Origin of the sequence: Pseudomonas sp. NFR02, from assembly GCF_900119375.1 — a bacterium.
In the GTDB taxonomy this organism is placed as follows: domain Bacteria; phylum Pseudomonadota; class Gammaproteobacteria; order Pseudomonadales; family Pseudomonadaceae; genus Aquipseudomonas; species Aquipseudomonas paracarnis.
Genome location: NZ_FPJJ01000001.1, coordinates 536,031 through 554,094, shown reverse-complemented (window position 1 = coordinate 554,094; position 18,064 = coordinate 536,031). Strand labels below are relative to the sequence as shown.

General features: G+C 58.5%; 20 protein-coding genes, 1 tRNA gene and 1 pseudogene. 4 read left to right on the top strand and 18 right to left on the bottom strand.

Annotation, left to right across the window (positions count from 1 at the left end; genetic code table 11):
- Nucleotides 1-240 precede the first annotated feature (240 nt).
- Nucleotides 241-615, top strand: a pseudogene (locus BT199_RS27350) (integrase); the annotation flags it as partial.
- Nucleotides 616-694: 79 nt separating this feature from the next.
- On the opposite strand, the gene BT199_RS02665 reads toward BT199_RS27350, so the two are convergent.
- The 9 genes from BT199_RS02665 to thrS all read right to left on the bottom strand — a co-directional run bounded on the left by BT199_RS02665 (nucleotide 695) and on the right by thrS (nucleotide 8,149).
- Nucleotides 695-771, bottom strand: a tRNA-Pro gene (locus BT199_RS02665).
- Nucleotides 772-861: 90 nt separating this feature from the next.
- Nucleotides 862-1,218, bottom strand: coding sequence for a MerR family transcriptional regulator (locus BT199_RS02660; protein WP_003174972.1), 357 nt, complete (start codon nucleotides 1,216-1,218; stop codon nucleotides 862-864).
- Nucleotides 1,199-1,501, bottom strand: a complete 303-nt coding sequence (ihfA, locus tag BT199_RS02655) for an integration host factor subunit alpha (protein WP_002553164.1) — start codon at nucleotides 1,499-1,501, stop codon at nucleotides 1,199-1,201. Before ihfA ends, BT199_RS02660 begins: the two co-directional genes overlap by 20 nt.
- Before the next feature lie 3 nt (nucleotides 1,502-1,504).
- On the bottom strand, nucleotides 1,505-3,883 hold the full coding sequence (gene pheT / locus BT199_RS02650) for a phenylalanine--tRNA ligase subunit beta (protein ID WP_072433806.1): 2,379 nt from the start codon (nucleotides 3,881-3,883) through the stop codon (nucleotides 1,505-1,507).
- A 26-nt stretch (nucleotides 3,884-3,909) separates the two neighbouring features.
- The gene (pheS, locus tag BT199_RS02645) at nucleotides 3,910-4,926 is read right to left on the bottom strand and encodes a phenylalanine--tRNA ligase subunit alpha (protein WP_003192486.1); all 1,017 of its coding nucleotides are present in this window, start codon (nucleotides 4,924-4,926) and stop codon (nucleotides 3,910-3,912) included.
- A gap of 109 nt (nucleotides 4,927-5,035) precedes the next feature.
- Complete coding sequence (rplT, locus tag BT199_RS02640; protein ID WP_003192488.1) at nucleotides 5,036-5,392, bottom strand: 50S ribosomal protein L20; 357 nt, start codon at nucleotides 5,390-5,392, stop codon at nucleotides 5,036-5,038.
- 29 nt (nucleotides 5,393-5,421) lie between these two features.
- Nucleotides 5,422-5,616: a 50S ribosomal protein L35 gene (rpmI, locus tag BT199_RS02635; protein WP_002553160.1), complete on the bottom strand. Its 195-nt coding sequence runs from the start codon at nucleotides 5,614-5,616 to the stop codon at nucleotides 5,422-5,424.
- Nucleotides 5,617-5,675: 59 nt separating this feature from the next.
- Nucleotides 5,676-6,227, bottom strand: a complete 552-nt coding sequence (infC, locus tag BT199_RS02630) for a translation initiation factor IF-3 (RefSeq protein ID WP_015884933.1) — start codon at nucleotides 6,225-6,227, stop codon at nucleotides 5,676-5,678.
- The gene (thrS, locus tag BT199_RS02625; RefSeq protein ID WP_003192490.1) at nucleotides 6,227-8,149 is read right to left on the bottom strand and encodes a threonine--tRNA ligase; all 1,923 of its coding nucleotides are present in this window, start codon (nucleotides 8,147-8,149) and stop codon (nucleotides 6,227-6,229) included. Before thrS ends, infC begins: the two co-directional genes overlap by 1 nt.
- 364 nt (nucleotides 8,150-8,513) lie before the next feature.
- On the opposite strand from thrS, the gene BT199_RS02620 reads away from it, so the two are divergent.
- Nucleotides 8,514-8,828 carry a hypothetical protein gene (locus BT199_RS02620; protein WP_019820908.1) on the top strand — a complete coding sequence of 105 codons (315 nt, stop codon included), beginning with the start codon at nucleotides 8,514-8,516 and terminating at the stop codon, nucleotides 8,826-8,828.
- 289 nt (nucleotides 8,829-9,117) lie between these two features.
- Nucleotides 9,118-9,330: a cold-shock protein gene (locus BT199_RS02615; protein ID WP_003192493.1), complete on the top strand. Its 213-nt coding sequence runs from the start codon at nucleotides 9,118-9,120 to the stop codon at nucleotides 9,328-9,330.
- 67 nt (nucleotides 9,331-9,397) lie between these two features.
- Here BT199_RS02615 and BT199_RS02610 read toward each other — a convergent pair whose 3' ends face one another.
- Both BT199_RS02610 and BT199_RS02605 read right to left on the bottom strand, forming a co-directional pair.
- On the bottom strand, nucleotides 9,398-9,718 hold the full coding sequence (locus BT199_RS02610) for an I78 family peptidase inhibitor (RefSeq protein WP_003192494.1): 321 nt from the start codon (nucleotides 9,716-9,718) through the stop codon (nucleotides 9,398-9,400).
- 144 nt (nucleotides 9,719-9,862) lie between these two features.
- On the bottom strand, nucleotides 9,863-10,168 hold the full coding sequence (locus tag BT199_RS02605; RefSeq protein WP_014719123.1) for a hypothetical protein: 306 nt from the start codon (nucleotides 10,166-10,168) through the stop codon (nucleotides 9,863-9,865).
- Between the two features lie 156 nt (nucleotides 10,169-10,324).
- On the opposite strand from BT199_RS02605, the gene BT199_RS02600 reads away from it, so the two are divergent.
- Nucleotides 10,325-10,531, top strand: coding sequence for a hypothetical protein (locus BT199_RS02600; RefSeq protein ID WP_014719124.1), 207 nt, complete (start codon nucleotides 10,325-10,327; stop codon nucleotides 10,529-10,531).
- 29 nt (nucleotides 10,532-10,560) lie between these two features.
- Here BT199_RS02600 and BT199_RS02595 read toward each other — a convergent pair whose 3' ends face one another.
- Genes BT199_RS02595 through BT199_RS02565 form a run of 7 tightly spaced genes read right to left on the bottom strand, consistent with a single transcriptional unit; the run spans nucleotide 10,561 to nucleotide 17,529 of the window.
- Complete coding sequence (locus tag BT199_RS02595) at nucleotides 10,561-11,589, bottom strand: nucleoside hydrolase (RefSeq protein WP_032896207.1); 1,029 nt, start codon at nucleotides 11,587-11,589, stop codon at nucleotides 10,561-10,563.
- A 27-nt stretch (nucleotides 11,590-11,616) separates the two neighbouring features.
- On the bottom strand, nucleotides 11,617-12,021 hold the full coding sequence (gene rbsD / locus BT199_RS02590) for a D-ribose pyranase (protein WP_072433805.1): 405 nt from the start codon (nucleotides 12,019-12,021) through the stop codon (nucleotides 11,617-11,619).
- Complete coding sequence (gene rbsK, locus BT199_RS02585) at nucleotides 12,018-12,935, bottom strand: ribokinase (RefSeq protein ID WP_072433804.1); 918 nt, start codon at nucleotides 12,933-12,935, stop codon at nucleotides 12,018-12,020. The genes rbsD and rbsK overlap by 4 nt, the downstream gene beginning before the upstream one ends.
- A gap of 23 nt (nucleotides 12,936-12,958) precedes the next feature.
- Nucleotides 12,959-13,981, bottom strand: a complete 1,023-nt coding sequence (locus tag BT199_RS02580) for a LacI family DNA-binding transcriptional regulator (protein ID WP_014719128.1) — start codon at nucleotides 13,979-13,981, stop codon at nucleotides 12,959-12,961.
- 3 nt (nucleotides 13,982-13,984) lie between these two features.
- Nucleotides 13,985-14,962, bottom strand: coding sequence for an ABC transporter permease (locus BT199_RS02575; protein ID WP_032903933.1), 978 nt, complete (start codon nucleotides 14,960-14,962; stop codon nucleotides 13,985-13,987).
- Nucleotides 14,959-16,512, bottom strand: coding sequence for a sugar ABC transporter ATP-binding protein (locus tag BT199_RS02570; RefSeq protein WP_058410051.1), 1,554 nt, complete (start codon nucleotides 16,510-16,512; stop codon nucleotides 14,959-14,961). The genes BT199_RS02575 and BT199_RS02570 overlap by 4 nt, the downstream gene beginning before the upstream one ends.
- 57 nt (nucleotides 16,513-16,569) lie before the next feature.
- Nucleotides 16,570-17,529, bottom strand: coding sequence for a sugar ABC transporter substrate-binding protein (locus BT199_RS02565; protein ID WP_014719130.1), 960 nt, complete (start codon nucleotides 17,527-17,529; stop codon nucleotides 16,570-16,572).
- Between the last annotated feature and the right edge of the window lie 535 nt (nucleotides 17,530-18,064).

Here is an 18,064-nt window from a genome sequence, read left to right as displayed (position 1 = left end):
TGCCGATCTGCACGCCCATCCGTATGAACCCGGAGCCGAAAGCAGCCCCGCCCGGTAAAGGCTATGGATTACCTACCAGTCGGGTTGCCTTGAGGCGAAACAATAGCCCGGCGCTGGGCCGGGCTATCGTCATTGCTACCTGCTAAGCCAGCAGGTCTGCGTCCCGCTCCCGCCACAGAGCTTCCAGCTTCGTCAGCCCCATCCCGGTAATCAGCGTCGAGCATGTTGGGATCATGGTTCACCCCGCGCTCAGCCAACCAATGCCGGGCGCCATTGGTCGACTTTTTCAACCACGCCGCAGCCAAGGGCCTGTGCCCGGACAACCCAGCGGCCAGCACCATCAAACGAGTCGGGAAGAAGCAGCGCAAGCGGCACACCGTTGAGGGCCTGAAGGCTATCAGGGAAAAAGTCGCCTGCCTGGCTACAGAACGCCAATCGGCCTGGCGCTTATCATCGCTCAGCGGCGGACCGACATCCTAGACATGCGTTTCGAGGGGCAGAAGATCTGCGGGTCATGCGAGCGAGGGCATGACCAAAAACTACCAGCGAGACCATGATGAAATCATCTGGTCCGAGGCAGTTCCGGACCTGAATATCTGCGAAATCACTGGGTAGTTTTGTGCAGGTTTTGCGCAGGCACAAAAAAGCCGATTCATCTTATCGGCTTAAGTGACTGATTTTACTCAGGAATAAATGGTCGGGACGGAGTGATTCGAACACTCGACCCCTAGCACCCCATGCTAGTGCGCTACCGGACTGCGCTACGCCCCGACTAGGCGTGTTACTGGGTTCGCTTCTTAACGAAGCGAACCGGAATATACCGCAAGCTTTTGAAATGTGGAAGTATTTTTAAAGCTTGAATCATTTTTTCAGCACCACCAGTACATCTTCCAATTCGGAGATCATCTGGCGGATCAGTTGCTTGTATTGGGTGGTGTCGTCTTTGGCTTCATCACCGGACATACGCTGACGTGCGCCGCTGATGGTGAACCCCTGGTCGTACAGCAACGCGCGGATCTGTCGGATCATCAGCACGTCCTGGCGCTGATAATACCGACGGTTCCCGGTGCGTTTGACGGGGTTGAGTTGAGGAAACTCCTGCTCCCAATAGCGCAGCACGTGCGGTTTTACCGCACACAGCTCGCTAACTTCACCGATGGTGAAGTAGCGCTTGCCTGGGATGACGGGTAGCTCGTCGTTATGACTTGGTTCCAGCATAAGCCTCAACTCGGGCCTTCAACTTCTGCCCTGGACGAAAGGTGACCACACGGCGAGCCGTGATCGGGATTTCTTCTCCCGTTTTTGGATTGCGGCCAGGCCGCTGGCGTTTGTCTCGCAGGTCAAAATTGCCGAAACCGGACAATTTGACCTGTTCGTTGTCTTCCAGAGCGTGTCTGATCTCTTCAAAAAACAGCTCGACCAATTCCTTGGCCTCGCGCTTGTTCAGACCCAACTCTTCGTACAGACGTTCCGCCATCTCAGCTTTCGTCAAAGCCCCCATACGTCACTTCCTTAACGTGGCGTTCAACCTTTGTTCGAGCGAGGTGAGGATATTTTGCGTCGTGGTATTCACCTCATCGTCATTAAGAGTGCGCGATGGATGCTGCCAGGTCAAGCCAACTGCAAGGCTTTTTCTATGCGGATCAATGCCTTTACCCTGATAGACGTCAAATAGCCTGAGGTCTGTCAGCCATTCCCCTGCATTTTCACGGATTACATCCAGAACTGCAGTGGCAGCGACTTCACGGTCGGCAATCAGGGCCAGGTCGCGACGCACTTCAGGGAAGCGCGACAACTCGCTGAATTTAGGCATCTTGCCCGACGCAACTTCAGCCAAGACTAGCTCAAACACAAAGACTGGACGGTCCAGCCCCAAGGTTTTCGACAGTTCTGGGTGAATGGCGCCCACGAAGCCTACCAAGCGACCTTCACGCTCGATACGTGCAGTCTGGCCTGGATGCAAGGCTGGGTGGCTACCCGGCGCGAACGTAAAGGCGTCCAGCGCACCGGCAAAGCCGAGCACCGCTTCCACGTCTGCCTTGACGTCGAAGAAGTCCACGACCTCACGGCCTTGCGCCCAGCCTTCTGGCAGACGGCTGCCGCAAACGACGCCCGCCAGCATCGGCTCTTGCTTCAAGCCATCAAGCTGGCCGACGAAACGCAAGCCGCTTTCGAACAGACGCACGCGGTCTTGCTGGCGGTTCAGGTTGTGGGAGAGCGCCTTCACCAGGCCCGGCCACAGCGACGAACGCATGGCAGCCATATCGTTGGAGATCGGGTTGGCCAGCAGCAACGGCTCAACGCCAGGGTTGAACAGTTCGAACTGTTTTGGATCAATGAAGCTATAGGTCACAGCTTCCTGATAACCACGGGCCACCAGCAAGCGACGCAGTTCAGGCAGGTGCGCACGCGCTTCGGCCTTGGGTTGCGGTGCCAGGCGTGCTTGCGGATAGCGAACCGGCAGGCGGTTGTAACCGTACAGGCGCGCCAGCTCTTCGATCAGGTCGACTTCCAGGCTGATGTCGAAGCGATGGCTAGGTACTGCAACCTGCCACTGCCCTTCCCCGCCCGCGGAAATACCCAGGCCGAGCGCGGACAGCAGTTGCTCGATTTCAGCCGGCTCGATGACCAGGCCGAGCATCTGCTCAACGCTTTTGGCACGCAAGGTGATCGGCGCAATCGACGGCAGATACTGTTCGCTGACGGTTTCGGTGATCGGGCCGGCTTCGCCACCGGTGATTTCCAGCAGCAGGCCGGTGGCGCGCTCCATGGCTTCACGGGCGAGCTTCCAGTCCACACCACGCTCGTAGCGGTGCGACGCATCGGTGTGCAGGCCGTAGGAACGAGCCTTGCCAGCGATCGCGATCTGGTCGAAGAACGCGCTTTCAAGGAATACATCACGGGTGGTCGCGGATACACCGCTGTGCTCGCCACCCATCACGCCGGCAATTGCCAGGGCGCGAGCGTGGTCGGCGATGACCAGGGTGTCGGCACGCAGGCTGACTTCCTGGCCATCGAGCAGCACCAGTTTTTCACCCTCTTCGGCCATACGCACGCGGATGCCGCCGTTAATTTCGGCGAGATCGAAGGCGTGCAGCGGCTGGCCGAGTTCCAGCATCACATAGTTAGTGATGTCGACGGCGGCGTCGATGCTGCGCACGTCGGCACGACGCAGGCGCTCGACCATCCACAGCGGGGTTGGCTTGGACAGGTCGACGTTACGGATCACACGCCCCAGGTAACGCGGGCAGGCGTTCGGCGCGAGCACTTCGATCGAGCGTACTTCGTCATGCACAGCCGGCACAGCAGCGACCACAGGGCGGGTGACGGGAGCGTTGTACAGCGCACCCACTTCACGGGCCAGGCCAGCCAGGGACAGGCAGTCGCCGCGGTTGGGGGTCAGGTCGACCTCGATGCTGGCGTCTTCCAGCTCCAGGTAAGCACGAATGTCCTGACCCACTGGCGCGTCGGCCGGCAGCTCCATCAGGCCATCATTGCCCTCACCTACTTGCAGCTCGGCCTGGGAGCACAGCATGCCGTTGGATTCAACGCCGCGCAGCTTGGCCTTCTTGATCTTGAAGTCGCCCGGCAACTGGGCGCCGATCATGGCGAACGGGATCTTCAGGCCCGGGCGCACGTTAGGCGCTCCGCACACGACCTGAAAGGTTTCCGAGCCGTTGCTGACCTGGCACACACGCAATTTGTCGGCATCCGGGTGCTGCTCGGTGCTCAACACCTCGCCCACCACCACACCACTGAAAACACCGGCGGCCGGCGTAACGCTATCGACCTCAAGACCGGCCATCGACAGACGAGCAACCAACTCGTCGCGATCTACCTGCGGGCTTACCCAGCCACGCAGCCATTGTTCACTGAATTTCATCCTGCTCTCCTAAAGATTCGTTACGACTAGCGAAATTGCGCGAGGAACCGCAAGTCGTTGTCGAAGAACAGACGCAAGTCGTTCACGCCGTAACGCAGCATGGCCAGACGCTCAACGCCCATGCCGAAGGCAAAGCCCGAGAACTCTTCCGGGTCGATCCCGGACATGCGCAGCACGTTGGGGTGAACCATGCCGCAGCCCATCACTTCCAGCCAGCCGGTCTGCTTGCACACACGGCAGCCTTTACCGCTGCACATCACGCATTCCATGTCGACTTCAGCCGATGGCTCGGTGAACGGGAAGAACGAAGGACGGAAACGTACCGCCAACTCTTTTTCGAAGAACACCCGCAGGAATTCCTCGATGGTGCCTTTGAGGTCGGCGAAATTGATATCGCGATCAACCAGCAGGCCTTCGACCTGGTGGAACATCGGCGAATGGGTGATATCCGAGTCGCTACGGTACACACGGCCTGGGCAGACAATGCGGATCGGCGGCTTGTTCGCTTCCATGGTGCGGACCTGTACCGGCGAGGTATGGGTGCGCAGCAGCATGTTGGCGTTGAAATAGAAGGTGTCGTGCATCGACCGGGCCGGGTGATGGCCTGGGATGTTGAGCGCCTCGAAGTTGTGGTAGTCGTCTTCGACCTCAGGGCCTTCGGCAATGCCGTAGCCGATGTGGGTAAAGAACTGTTCGATACGTTCCAGAGTCCGGGTGATCGGATGCAGACCGCCCGAGGCCTGGCCACGACCAGGCAAGGTCACGTCAATGGACTCGGCGGCGAGCTTGGCCGCAAGATCGGCCTCCTCGAGCGACGCCTTGCGCGCATTGAGAACCTCTGTGACACGCTCCTTGGCGACGTTGATCAGCGCACCGACTTGCGGACGCTCTTCAGCAGGCAGATTTCCCAGGGTCTTCATCACCTGAGTCAATTCACCTTTCTTGCCAAGGTAGTGAACCCGGATTTGCTCCAGGGCATTTACATCTTCAGCGCTTTGCACAGCCTCAAGGGCTTGGGCGACGAGCGCGTCCAGGTTTTCCATGTACAGACTCCAGATACAAAATAGGGGAAGAGCTTGAAGGCTCTTCCCCTATTTATGACGTTTACCACCTTGGGCCACAGGAGTAGCCCAGGGTGACTGTCGGGGGTACTTAAGCCAAGGAGGCTTTAGCTTTCTCGACAATCGCAGCAAACACCGCTTTTTCGTTCACGGCCAGTTCAGCCAGAACCTTACGGTCGATTTCGATGGACGCTTTTTTCAGGCCAGCGATGAAACGGCTGTAGGACAGACCGTTAACACGTGCACCAGCATTGATACGAGCGATCCACAGAGCGCGGAACTGACGTTTTTTCTGACGACGGTCGCGGTAGGCGTATTGGCCTGCCTTGATTACCGCTTGCTTGGCAACACGGAATACGCGTGAACGCGCGCCGTAGTAGCCTTTAGCAAGTTTCAGAATTTTTTTGTGACGCTTACGGGCCATGACGCCACGCTTTACACGAGCCATGAGTTACTTCCTCTATTCTTGAACCAAAATTAACGAAGGCGCAGCATGCGCTCGACTTTTGCCACGTCAGACGGATGCAGCAAGCTGCTACCGCGCAGTTGACGCTTACGCTTGGTCGACATTTTGGTCAGGATGTGGCTCTTGAAAGCGTGCTTGTGCTTGATGCCGTTAGCAGTTTTCAGAAACCGCTTAGCAGCACCACTTTTAGTTTTCATCTTTGGCATGTTCGGTACTCCGCATTCAGTTGATAAACATAATCAGAAGGCCTGCCGTGCCCTGTTGATTACTTCTTCTTTTTCGGGGCGATGACCATAATAAGCTGGCGTCCTTCCATCTTAGGATGCTGTTCGACCGAACCGTACTCGAGCAGGTCAGCTTCAACCCGCTTGAGGAGTTCCATCCCCAGCTCCTGGTGGGCCATCTCACGGCCGCGGAATCGCAAGGATACCTTGGCCCTGTCCCCATCACTCAGGAAACGTACCAGGTTGCGCAGTTTTACCTGGTAATCCCCTTCCTCCGTCCCTGGACGAAACTTGATTTCTTTTACTTGAATCTGCTTCTGGTTCTTCTTCGCTGCGGCAACCTGCTTCTTCTTTTCGAAGATCGATTTGCCGTAGTCCATCACCCGACAAACAGGTGGGATTGCATCGGCGGAGATTTCCACCAGGTCCAGCTTGGACTCTTCTGCAATACGAAGCGCTTCATCAATCGAGACGATGCCAATCTGCTCGCCATCAGCGCCAATTAACCGAACCTCGCGTGCCGAGATATTCTCGTTGATCGGGGCTTTCGGTGCAGCTCGTTTATCTTGTCTCATTTCACGCTTAATAATAATTACTCCGAATCTGGGCGACCACGCCGGGAAACCGCTTGCGCGAGGAACTCAGCGAACTGGGCGACGGGCATCGAGCCCAGGTCAGCACCTTCACGAGTACGCACAGCGACAGTCTGCATCTCGACTTCCCGATCTCCGATAACCAAGAGATAGGGAACCTTGAGCAAGGTATGCTCGCGGATTTTAAAGCCGATCTTTTCATTTCTCAAGTCGGACTTGGCACGAAACCCGCTTTCGTTGAGAGTTTTTTCAACTTCAGCGGCAAAATCTGCCTGTTTATCAGTGATATTCATGATCACTGCCTGAGTCGGAGCCAGCCACGCAGGGAACGCGCCCTCGTAGTGCTCGATCAGGATACCGACGAACCGCTCGAACGAACCGAGGATCGCCCGGTGCAGCATAACCGGGTGTTTACGGCTGTTGTCTTCGGAGACGTATTCGGCTCCCAGACGGATCGGCAGGTTAAAATCGAGCTGCAGGGTACCACACTGCCAGACACGGCCAAGGCAATCTTTGAGCGAGAACTCGATCTTCGGACCGTAGAAGGCGCCCTCACCCGGCTGCAGATCGTACGCAAGGCCCGCACTGTCGAGCGCAGCGGCCAGTGCCGCTTCAGCGCGATCCCACAGCTCGTCGGAACCGACGCGCTTTTCCGGACGAGTGGACAGCTTCATCTCGACTTCGGTAAAGCCGAAATCGCGATAAACGTCCATGGTCAGCTTGATGAACGCTGCGGACTCGGCCTGCATCTGCTCTTCGGTGCAGAAGATGTGGGCGTCGTCCTGGGTGAAGCCACGCACGCGCATGATGCCGTGCAGCGCACCCGATGGTTCGTTACGGTGGCAGGCACCGAATTCGGCCAGGCGCATCGGCAACTCGCGGTAGCTCTTCAGGCCCTGATTGAAGACCTGCACGTGGCACGGGCAGTTCATCGGCTTGATGGCGTAGTCGCGGTTTTCCGACTGGGTGGTGAACATGTTGTCGGCGTAGTTGGCCCAGTGCCCGGATTTCTCCCACAGGCTGCGATCGACCACCTGTGGAGTCTTGATCTCCAGGTAACCGTTTTCGCGCTGCACCTTGCGCATGTACTGCTCAAGCACCTGGTACAGGGTCCAGCCATTCGGGTGCCAGAACACCATGCCCGGCGCTTCTTCCTGAAGGTGGAACAGGTTCAGGCGCTTGCCGATCTTGCGGTGGTCGCGCTTTTCGGCTTCTTCGATGCGCTGGATGTAGGCGGCCAGCTGTTTCTTGTCAGCCCAGGCAGTGCCGTAGATCCGTTGCAGTTGCTCGTTCTTTGCATCGCCGCGCCAGTAGGCACCGGACAGCTTGGTCAGCTTGAACGACTTGAGAAAGCGCGTGTTCGGCACGTGCGGGCCACGGCACATGTCGACGTATTCTTCGTGGTAGTACAGGCCCATGGCCTGCTCGTCCGGCATGTCTTCCACCAGGCGCAGCTTGTAGTCTTCGCCACGCGCGGTAAACACGTCGATCACTTCGGCACGGGGGGTGACTTTCTTGATGACGTCGTAATCTTTTTCGATCAGCGCGTGCATGCGCTGCTCGATGGCCGCCAGGTCGTCCGGAGTAAAAGGACGCTCATAGGCGATGTCGTAATAGAAGCCTTCTTCAATGACCGGCCCGATCACCATCTTGGCGGTTGGATACAGTTGCTTGACCGCATGGCCAATCAAGTGCGCGCAAGAGTGGCGAATGATCTCCAGCCCTTCTTGGTCCTTGGGCGTGATGATTTGCAGGCTGGCGTCGCTGGTGATCAGGTCGCTGGCGTCAACCAGCTTGCCGTCGACCTTGCCGGCCACGGTGGCCTTGGCCAGGCCAGCACCAATGGATGCGGCGACCTCGGCTACGGAAACCGGATGATCGAATGAACGTTGACTGCCGTCGGGAAGAGTAATAGTTGGCATGGCGCCTCCTCTCCTAGTGGTGACCCCTACCAAAGGTCACGTGGGTTGGGATGAGCCAGTACAAGATCCAACACCAGGCCGTTCAATGAAGAACGCCTGCCTTACAGCGGCAGGAGCCTTTCGGCCAACCGATAATCGAACCAGAGTGACTGGAGTGAACAAAAAGGACCTGGCAAGGCGGCAAATGGCGCGCCCGGAAATAGCCAGGCAAGGATGCTAGCACAGATGAACGGTCATCGCGTCGGCCAAGCGTTGGGTAAAGAGCAATTCATGGCTTTATAGCTGCGAAAGTGAACTTGAGCTGTACGCAGGGCCTCAAAGCCACTGAGAATCGCCGTTCGTCCTCGACCCAAAGGAGCATCCCATGATGCGTTTTACCTCTACCCTCGCTGTCGCCGCTACCCTGAGCCTCCTTTCCCTCGGCGCGCAGGCTGCAGCGCCTTCCAACTGGCCAGCCGGCGCCCGTGACGCCTTCGTCAACGACTGCAGTGCCGCCGCCAGCCAGAACGTGGACGTCAAGACCGCCAAGGCCCACTGCGAATGCGGCGCTGACAAGATCAATGCCGAATTGAGCACTGCCGAGATCAAGGAATTGATGACCAACCAGAACGCCAGCCCGGAGCTTAAAAACAAAGCGGTCGCGGCTATTTCGTCCTGCAAAGTGGTGAAGAAAAAGTAAGATTGGCTGACGATTCGACGGCCATTTCGCTGGAAAAACAGCCTGAAAACTGCCATTTCACACAAATTATGCAGGTTTTACGGCTTTTTTTAACAGCTGATATTTCGTCGCAAAGCCCCGTAAATCGGGGCTTTCAGCCGAATGATGAATCAAACGCAAAGCGATTGATTAGCAAACAGTGCCTTGGGGGGGCTCCCAAGCCGAACATTTCGACTATGATAGCCCAGTGTGCCCAGTTGGCCTGAGCAGCACAGCACTACTGAAAATATATGTTTCTTGGAGATACACCATGTCTAATCGCCAAACCGGCACCGTTAAATGGTTCAACGATGAAAAAGGCTTCGGCTTCATCACTCCTACAGGTGGCGGTGACGACTTGTTCGTACACTTCAAAGCTATCGAAAGCGACGGTTTCAAAAGCCTGAAAGAAGGCCAAACCGTTTCCTTCGTGGCTGAGAAAGGCCAAAAGGGTATGCAAGCTGCACAGGTTCGCGGCGAGTAATTCTCCGCTGAGCTAAAAAAACCCCGTCCATGTGACGGGGTTTTTTATGGGTGATGCAAAAGCCGTATCAGCCGCAGTTAACCCGGTTGATCACCAGATTGTTGTCGGTGTTCAGGTTCAAGCGGTCGGAGCGATATTCCAGCGTGATCATGTCATTGGGCTTGAGAATGCGTGCATTCTGCGCGCCGGCACGTGTGCGAGCTTGCTCCAGCAACTGGGGCGAGGCCTTCTGGCCGATGGCGAACTCTGCAGCCTTCGACTCACAGCGGCTATGACCGGCATCGGTCGCAGTGGCAGCTTTGCCTGGCTCAGAGGCACCCGGGGTGCTGCAACCCGCCAACGCGAGCGCAGCCAACAAAGTACCGAATGATGCGAGCTTCCAAGGCATGAAGCCTCCTATGATAAAAAGTGGAGAGAGATCGTGCGACATCAGTCAAAGCGATTGGTTTCAAGACGTTAACCGCTTGTGGGCAAGTCTGCCTGACTCACTGCTGGCAAGCGCCCTGTCAATCGTGACTAGATATGAACGCACTTAGTAGATGTCGATATAGTCTGACGTCGCTGTAGGCCAATTCTGCTTCAGTGCGTTAAAAATCTGCATGACCCACACTTCATCACTGGCCGCCACGAGGCCGACATAACCGGAACCCTTGGCCCAGGTCTCCAGGCGAAACAGCAGGCCACCGATATCAGCCCCCCCGACTACGCCGGAAGAAATGTAGGCAACGCCTGCCTTGCTCACCCGCAGCTGGGTATGTTCGTCGTCACTGGCGCTGCCAAGCAGTTGGCGCACGGCCTCCAGCGTCAGGTTGTCGGGGTTGCTCAAATCGATTTGCACGCGGTGTTTCCCGGCCATTTAACAGGCCGACAGTGTCGCACAGCCGCTGCTTCATGCCTAAGTAGCAGTGCCAAATGCCGTACAAAATGCTTAACTGCGCCCCTCTGGAACGGCGTTCCAGTGCACTACCCCGCATTTTCAGCCCGTGAGATTTCCATGACCACCGTAACGCTTCAAGCCGACATCAAAGCCAAGTGGCCCCAAGGGCAAAGTTCCTACAGCCCCGGAAGCCCGGAAGAACTGGCGATCATTGGTATCGATCTGTTGGTCAAGGAACTGGGCACCCAGGCGGCGCAAGCGTTCATCGGCCAGATATTCGAGAAATACCCGGCCGACTACAGGGGCGCCCAAGAGCGCGATTAGAACCGGGCGACGAGTGCCGCCCCGCTAACTTACTTCAGACGCGCCAGGCGCTCGGTCAACAGATCGAAGAAGCCCTGGGCGTCGCCATTCTCAACCCAGAACACATTCTTTGGCTGCTTGAGCCCATCGTACCAATCGACGATGGTCTGGCCGAAGGTCGGGCCTTCGCGGCTGTCGACTACCATATTGGCCTCACGACCGCTGAACAGCGAAGGCTTGAGCAGGTACGCCACCACGGTAGCGTCATGGACCGGGCCACCCGGAATGCCGTAGTGCTCCATATCGCCTTTGACGTACTCATTCAGAATACTGCTGACGACCTTGCTCGCGTTGTTGTTCAGGTCCGCAATCTTCTTCAGGCGGGCGTCGCTGGTGAGGACTTTATGGGTCACGTCCAACGGCAGGTAGGTCAACTTCACACCGCTTTTGAGCACGATCTCCGCCGCCACCGGATCGGCGAACAGGTTGAACTCAGCCACTGGGGTGATATTGCCGCCATTGAAGTGGGCGCCGCCCATCACGACCACTTCCTTGATGCCCTGGGTGATTTCGGGCGCTTGAGTCAGTGCCAGTGCCAGGTTGGTCTGCGGGCCGAGCATGGCGATGGTGATGCTGTGCGGCTTGGCGCTGCTCAGGGTTTTGATCAGATAGTCGACCGCATTGCCTTCGGCCAGGCCTTTTTTCGGTTCATGCACCGTGACGCCCGAGATGCCTTCCTTGCCATGAATATTCTCGGCGTAGATCGGTTTGCGCAGCAACGGCGCTGGCGCACCGGCGTACACCGGGATGTCCTCGCGCCCTGCCCACTCGCGCGCCAGGCGTGCGTTGCGGGAGGTCTTGTCCAGGCGCACATTGCCGGCGACGGTGGTCAGCGCACGAATGCTCAACTCCTGCGGCGAGGCCATGGCGAACAGCAAGGCCACCACGTCATCGGCACCCGGGTCGGTATCGATGATCAGGTCGATTTTTTCCGCCGCTTGGGCGCTTGCAGCAGTGAGCGCGGACAAAAGCAGAACACTCCGGAACAGGTTTTTCAGGGTAGGTAGACCACGTTGCATAAAGCACTCCTTGTCATAGGGGGGACGCTAGAACGTTACGCCGGACACCAGCGCGATATTGCAGTACGGCTGGCATTCGCCAGTGCGCACCACGGCGCGGGCATTGCGGCTCAATTGCTTGAATTGGTCATGGCTGAGCAGGCGGCGCTCACCCAGTGCAGCCTGCTCTGTGAGCGCATTTAGCGCGGTCAGCGCGGGCGGTCGCTTCAGCAGGATCTCTTCTGCCAGCACATGGCTTTCCACCTGCATTTCGCTAAGCACGATGCGCAAGGTGCTGATGAAGTCAGGGATGCCCTGAGTCAGTGCCAGGTCGATCAGTTCGACGCCGGGAGGCACCGGCAGGCCGGCATCGCCGATGACCAGGATGTCGCCGTGACCCAGGGACGCGATCACGCGCGACAGGGCGATATTCAGCAAAGGTGTCTTTTTCATGCGGGCACAAAACCTTGTACGTCGTGCAGCGTAGGAATGGAAGGCTGAGCGCCGGCGCGGGTCACTGACAATGCCGCCGCCACCTGGCCAAAACGGATCGCCCGGGCTTCGCTCTGGCCCGCGGCCAGCGCGGCGGCAAAGCCACCGACAAAGGTATCGCCAGCAGCGGTGGTATCCACCGCCTTGACCTTCGGCGCCACCAGGTGCTCAAAGCTCTGGCCGTCGGCAAACAGCGCGCCCTGGGCGCCCAAGGTGATGATGACCTTACCGGCGCCCGCCTGGATCAGCGCGATCGCGGCGACCTTGGCACTGTCGAGGGAGTCGACCGTCACGCCACTCAGAGCGCTGGCCTCGCTTTCATTGGGGATCAGATAATCGATCGAGGCATACCAATCAGCGGGCAACGGCCCGCTTGCCGGGGCCGGGTTGAGAATGACCGTCTTGCCCAGTTCGCGCCCTCGCTGGAGCGCATACCCAACAGTCTCCATCGGCACCTCAAGCTGGCAGATGATCACGTCTGCCGCCTGCAGCACAGCGTCGCACGTTCGCAGCGACGCAGGCGTCAGCTCACCGTTGCTGCCGGCCACAATGACAATGGCGTTCTGGCTGCTGTCATCGACCACGATCAATGCCACACCACTGGAACCGTCCACCGTGCTGACGGCCTGGCAATCGATCCCTTCCACCAACAGCGCATCGCGCAATTGGCTGCCATAGGCGTCGGTACCGATGCATCCCACCATGGCGACACTCGCCCCCAGGCGTGCCGAGGCGACGGCCTGGTTGGCGCCCTTGCCGCCGGGCACAGTGGAGAACGTCTGGCCGATCAGGGTTTCACCGGCACGCGGCAAGCGACTGGCGCGAGTGACCAGGTCCATGTTCAAGCTGCCTATTACCACTACTTTTGCTGGCATACATCAGTACTCATCAATTCGGTTCAGCGGTATTGGGCGAACACATCAGCCAATGGCGCAGTCGACTCACGCAAAACAATACTGGGCGTCACGATACGTTGATCGATCGGCAGTTGGGGTGTTGCTATTCGTTGCAGTAATAATTCGGCCGCAGTCTCGCCCAATTGCAGGATTGACTGGCCGACCGTCGTCAGCGCCGGGTAGACGTAGCGCCCCATCTGGATGTCATCGAAACCGATGACCGACAGCTCGCCCGGCACCCGCACATTGCGCTCGGCGGCGGCGCGCAGCACGCCAAAACCAATCATATCGTTGCTGGCGAAAATCGCGCTGGGCGGGTGTTGCGATAATAACTCTACGGCTGCGGCATACCCGCCCGTGCTGGTGAAATCGCTTTCCAGGGTACGACTGGCCAACACCTCGATGCCCGCCTCGCGCAATGCACGCTGGTAACCCGCCAGGCGCATCTGCGCCACGCGGGTATGCCCAGGGCCGCCGATACAGGCGATGTCCCGGTGCCCCAGTTCAAGCAGGTGCCGGGTCGCCAGGTAAGCGCCCTCTTCGTGATCGATGCGCACCAGGTCCACATCAATCCCATCCAGCGCCCGGTCGACAATCACCATGGGCGTGCGCACTGCACTCAAGCCCGCGGCAAGGCCACTGTCATCGCCGCCCACGGATGTCACGATCAAGCCATCGACGCGCTTTTCCAGCAACACGCGCAAGTAACTGCGCTGTTTCTCTGCGTCGTCATCCGAGTTGCAGAGGATCACGCAATAGCCATTACGCTCGCAGTAATCCTCGATACCCCGAGCCAGTTCGGCAAAATACGGGTTGAGGCTATTGGGCACCAGCAGGCCGATGGTGGCCGTGGTCTTGGCCTTGAGCGAGCGTGCGACGGCACTGGGCACGTAGTCCAACTGCTTGATCGCCGCCTCGACCTTGATGCGTACCGGCTCGCTGACTGGGCGCGTCTTGTTCACCACATGGGACACGGTGGTGTAGGAAATACCTGCAAGCGCTGCCACATCCTTGATCGTTGCCATGGTTCAGCCCCGCCGACTGGCGCGCTGGCTGCGGTAAGTATCGAGGACCACGGCAATCACGATCACGGCGCCGGTAATGATACGTTTAGTCGGTTCCGTCGCGCCGATCTGTGCCAGCCCAGCGGCCAAGACCGAAATAATCAACACCCCGAAGAACGTACTGATGACCGAACCACGCCCGCCCATCAGGCTGGTACCACCGATCACCACGGCGGCGATCACTTGCAGCTCCAGGCCCGAACCGGCATTCGGGTCCGCCGCTTCCAGGCGCGAAATCTGGAACAGCGCCGCCACACCGGCCAACAGGCCCATCAGGCTGAACACCAGAATCTTGTATGGCTTGGGGTTAATACCCGCCAGGCGCACCGCTTCTTCGTTGGTACCGATGCCGATCAGGTAACGCCCGAACACAGTACGGGTCAGCACCAACTGGGCCGCAATAATCACCAGCAGCGCAATGATGAACGACGGGGAAATACCAAAAGCAATCGGGTTGGACAGCCAGGCAAATGAGTCACCGATATAAGCGGTGCGCGAGCCCGTCATCTGGTAGGCCACGCCGCGGGCCATCTCCAGCACGCCGAGGGATACGATAAATGACGGAATGCGCCAGGCCACCGTGATGGAACCGGTGATGGTGCCGGCCAACGCCGCGCAGCCCATACCCAACAGGGCGGCGGGCAACACGCTCCAGCCCCAGCCCAGGATCGCCACGCTGACCGCCGAGGCCGCCAATGCCAACACCGAGCCCACGGACAGGTCGATGCCGCCAATGATCAGGATGAAGGTCATGCCCACCGCGAGCACCATCAGGTCAGGAATCTGGTTGGCCAGGGTGCTGAAGGTGTCATAGGACAGGAAGTGATCGCTGAGCACCGAGAACAGCGCAATCATCGCCAGCAAGGCACCTGCCAGCCCCAGGTAAGTACCCAGGCCATAGAAGTTGCCGCCAGTTTTACCGGGGGAAGTGCTTGTTTTCATGGGGTATTCCTAGGCGCGGCTTCGTTGAGCAGCGCATCACGTTTCTGATAGCCGGCGAAGGCGGCGGCGAGCAATTCGTCCTGGGTCCAGCTGTCACGCTCGAAGGTCTCGATCAGCCGTCCGGCGGACAACACACCGATGCGGTCACAGATCAGCATCAGCTCACGCAGGTCACTGGACACCACTACCAGCGCTTTGCCCTGACGGGTCAATTCACCGAGCAAAGCGTAGATGTCGAACTTGGCACCGACGTCGATACCACGGGTGGGCTCATCGAACAGCATCACCGCGCAATCGCGCTCCAGCCAGCGGCCAATCACCACCTTCTGCTGGTTACCACCCGACAGCTCGGACACCAGTTGCGTTGGGCTGGAACTGCGGATACGCATGGCGTCGATCTGGCGCTTGGCCAGAGCGGTTTCGTTGCGACTGTTGACGACGCCACCGCCGGAAATTTCCGGCATGTTGCCCAGGGCGATGTTGGCGCTGATGGATTGGGTCAGCAGCAGGCCCTCACCCTTGCGGTCTTCGGTGATCAAGGCAATACCATGACCGACCGCGTCCACCGGCGAGCGAATGCTCACCACCTTGGCCGGCGAACCCAAGGCCACGGTGCCGCTGTCGGCCGGATCGGCGCCGAAGATCAGGCGCAGCAACTCGGTGCGGCCGGCGCCGATCAGGCCGGAAATGCCATAGATTTCACCGGCGCGCACTTCAAAGGACACATCGCGGACCTTGTCCGAACGGGTCAGGCCCTTCACCGTCAAGGCCGGGCCTCCGATGGTGCGCGGGCCCAAATCGATGTGTTCACCCAGTTCGCGACCGACCATCAAGGTCACCAACTGCTCACTGTTGTAATTGGCCATCGGCTCGACGCAGACCAGCTTGCCGTCGCGCAATACCGCAATGCGCTGGGCGACACGGGCCAACTCTTCGAGCCGGTGAGAAATATAAATGATCGCCACGCCTCGAGCCTGCAGGCGCGTGATTTGTTCGAACAGCATCTCGACTTCACGAGCAGTAAGCATCGCCGTGGGCTCGTCGAGGATCAGTACATGGCAGTCGCCGATCAGGTTACGGGCGATCTCGACCATTTGCTGGTGACCGATGCCCAGGCTGCCCACCAGCGTGTCCGGGTCGATCGCGTCCAGGCCGACTTGGGCCATGGCTTCGATCGCGGCTTTGCGCAGTTGTTTGCGGCTGATCCAGCCACAGCGGCTCGGCAGGCTATCCAGGAACAGGTTTTCAGCCACGGTCAGCGTCGGCAGCAGGTTGAGTTCCTGCATGACCATGCGCACGCCCAAGGCTTCGGCCTGGGTGCGGCTGGCGGGGCGGTAATCCTGACCATTGAATTGCATGTGCCCGGTAGTGGGCGTGACCAAGCCACCGATGATCTTCGACAAGGTGCTTTTGCCTGCGCCGTTCTCACCGGTCAGCGCCAACACTTCCCCGCGATTGAGCGTCAGGGTGATGTCGGACAGAACCGGTTGGGCATAGGTCTTACCGATACCGCTGACCGAGAGGACAGCGTTCGGGGCGGAAGATGACATAGGAAAATCTCCAGGCGCCCGCTCAGGACGAGCGGGCGCTGTTGGGTACTGCCAGGATTACTGCTTGATGACGAGTTCGACCGGGGTTTCGATCACGCCATCTTTGGCATCGACTTTCTCACCCTTGACCAGCTTCAGCGCGTTCTGGATACCAAACACGGCTTGCTGGGCAGCGGCCTGGTCAGCGGTGGCCAACACACGACCGTCCTTGAGCATTGGTTTGATCGCGTCAATGTTGTCATAACCCACAACCAGCACCTTGCCGGCCTTGCCTGCCGCACGCACGGCGGAAACAGCGCCCAGGGCCATGTTGTCGTTACCGGCCAACAGCGCCTTGATATCCGGTGTTTCGCTCAGCATCGCTGCCGCGATCTTGTTGCCTTGGTCGATTTCCCAGTTACCGGATTGGGTGGAAACAATCTTCATGCCTGCCGCGTCCATCGCATCCTTGAAGCCTGCGGTGCGCTGCTGGGCATTGGTGGTAGTGGGTACGCCCTCGATGATGCCGACCTTGTCACCGGCGGCCAGTTGCTTGGCCAGGTAGTCGCCCACCAGCTTGGAGCCTTTGCGGTTATCCGGGCCTACGAACGGGATATTGAGGTTTTTGCTTTTGAGTACTTCCGGGTCCAGGCGGTTGTCGATGTTGACGACTTTGATACCGGCATCGGAAGCTTTCTTCAGCACACTGGCGAGTGCCTTGGAGTCGGCGGGAGCGATGACAAGCGCATCGACCTTGGCGTTGATCATTTCGTTGACAATGGCGATCTGCGCGCTGGTATCGGTTTCGTTCTTGATGCCGTTGGAGATCAACTTGAATTCTGTTGGGTGCGCTTTCTGGTAGTCCTTCGCACCGTCGGTCATGGTGACGAAAAACTCATTGGCAAGGGACTTCATGACCAAACCCACGGTAGGCGTTTTGGCAGCGTCATCGGCAAATGCAGAAGAGAGAGGCAAAGCGGCGGATGCGGCAGCAAGCACAGCAACAGCAAGAAGACGTCCAGCAAATGGCAGCTTCATGGGTTCACTCCGATCTTATGATTATTGTGAGCAACGCTTGCACCGAAGACCCCTTCGGCAGCCCTCCCACTTGGGCGGCTGATACGAGCTGTCACGATGTGCCAAGGGCGCAGTGAAACATCTCGCAAACGTTTGCGTTGAGTAAACTATGAGAACCTTGTCGAGATTTGTCAACGGTAGCAGCAAGGCTTTCACGGACGCCCTCCAGGCCCTCCCTTCAGCTATCGGCCGCTGATACGTTTAAGCAAGCTCGCCCTCTCTGACCTTCGCTGAAACGACAGCCTGGGGGGTGAATGATCATGCAGGGTGCCCGGACAAATCGTGAACGCTTTTCGGACAACCGAACACCACAGCCCTTCTCGTTCGGAAAGCCGGACAGCACCGACCCCCACCAAACCGAAATCTTGCTTTAAGTTGTTTTAAATCAATAAGTTAATTTAAAAAAACCAACATGCTCAGCCTGGTACAAATCCTGCTCTTTCTCAGCACCTCGCGGCGTTCAGAACCGCCCGGGTGTTCTAGATGAACCTGCTAC

Excerpts from the sequence above, each read along its gene's own strand:
- rbsD (WP_072433805.1), bottom strand. The coding sequence starts at position 12,021 with ATGAAAAAGACACCTTTGCTGAATATCGCCCTGTCGCGCGTGATCGCG.
- BT199_RS02660 (WP_003174972.1), bottom strand. The coding sequence starts at position 1,218 with ATGCTGGAACCAAGTCATAACGACGAGCTACCCGTCATCCCAGGCAAG.
- ihfA (WP_002553164.1), bottom strand. The coding sequence starts at position 1,501 with ATGGGGGCTTTGACGAAAGCTGAGATGGCGGAACGTCTGTACGAAGAG.
- BT199_RS02620 (WP_019820908.1), top strand. The coding sequence starts at position 8,514 with ATGATGCGTTTTACCTCTACCCTCGCTGTCGCCGCTACCCTGAGCCTC.
- BT199_RS02565 (WP_014719130.1), bottom strand. The coding sequence starts at position 17,529 with ATGAAGCTGCCATTTGCTGGACGTCTTCTTGCTGTTGCTGTGCTTGCT.
- BT199_RS02580 (WP_014719128.1), bottom strand. The coding sequence starts at position 13,981 with ATGGCAACGATCAAGGATGTGGCAGCGCTTGCAGGTATTTCCTACACC.
- pheS (WP_003192486.1), bottom strand. The coding sequence starts at position 4,926 with ATGGAAAACCTGGACGCGCTCGTCGCCCAAGCCCTTGAGGCTGTGCAA.
- BT199_RS02610 (WP_003192494.1), bottom strand. The coding sequence starts at position 9,718 with ATGCCTTGGAAGCTCGCATCATTCGGTACTTTGTTGGCTGCGCTCGCG.
- BT199_RS02595 (WP_032896207.1), bottom strand. The coding sequence starts at position 11,589 with ATGCAACGTGGTCTACCTACCCTGAAAAACCTGTTCCGGAGTGTTCTG.
- BT199_RS02615 (WP_003192493.1), top strand. The coding sequence starts at position 9,118 with ATGTCTAATCGCCAAACCGGCACCGTTAAATGGTTCAACGATGAAAAA.
- pheT (WP_072433806.1), bottom strand. The coding sequence starts at position 3,883 with ATGAAATTCAGTGAACAATGGCTGCGTGGCTGGGTAAGCCCGCAGGTA.
- BT199_RS02570 (WP_058410051.1), bottom strand. The coding sequence starts at position 16,512 with ATGTCATCTTCCGCCCCGAACGCTGTCCTCTCGGTCAGCGGTATCGGT.
- BT199_RS02575 (WP_032903933.1), bottom strand. The coding sequence starts at position 14,962 with ATGAAAACAAGCACTTCCCCCGGTAAAACTGGCGGCAACTTCTATGGC.
- rpmI (WP_002553160.1), bottom strand. The coding sequence starts at position 5,616 with ATGCCAAAGATGAAAACTAAAAGTGGTGCTGCTAAGCGGTTTCTGAAA.
- thrS (WP_003192490.1), bottom strand. The coding sequence starts at position 8,149 with ATGCCAACTATTACTCTTCCCGACGGCAGTCAACGTTCATTCGATCAT.
- BT199_RS02600 (WP_014719124.1), top strand. The coding sequence starts at position 10,325 with ATGACCACCGTAACGCTTCAAGCCGACATCAAAGCCAAGTGGCCCCAA.
- rbsK (WP_072433804.1), bottom strand. The coding sequence starts at position 12,935 with ATGCCAGCAAAAGTAGTGGTAATAGGCAGCTTGAACATGGACCTGGTC.
- rplT (WP_003192488.1), bottom strand. The coding sequence starts at position 5,392 with ATGGCTCGTGTAAAGCGTGGCGTCATGGCCCGTAAGCGTCACAAAAAA.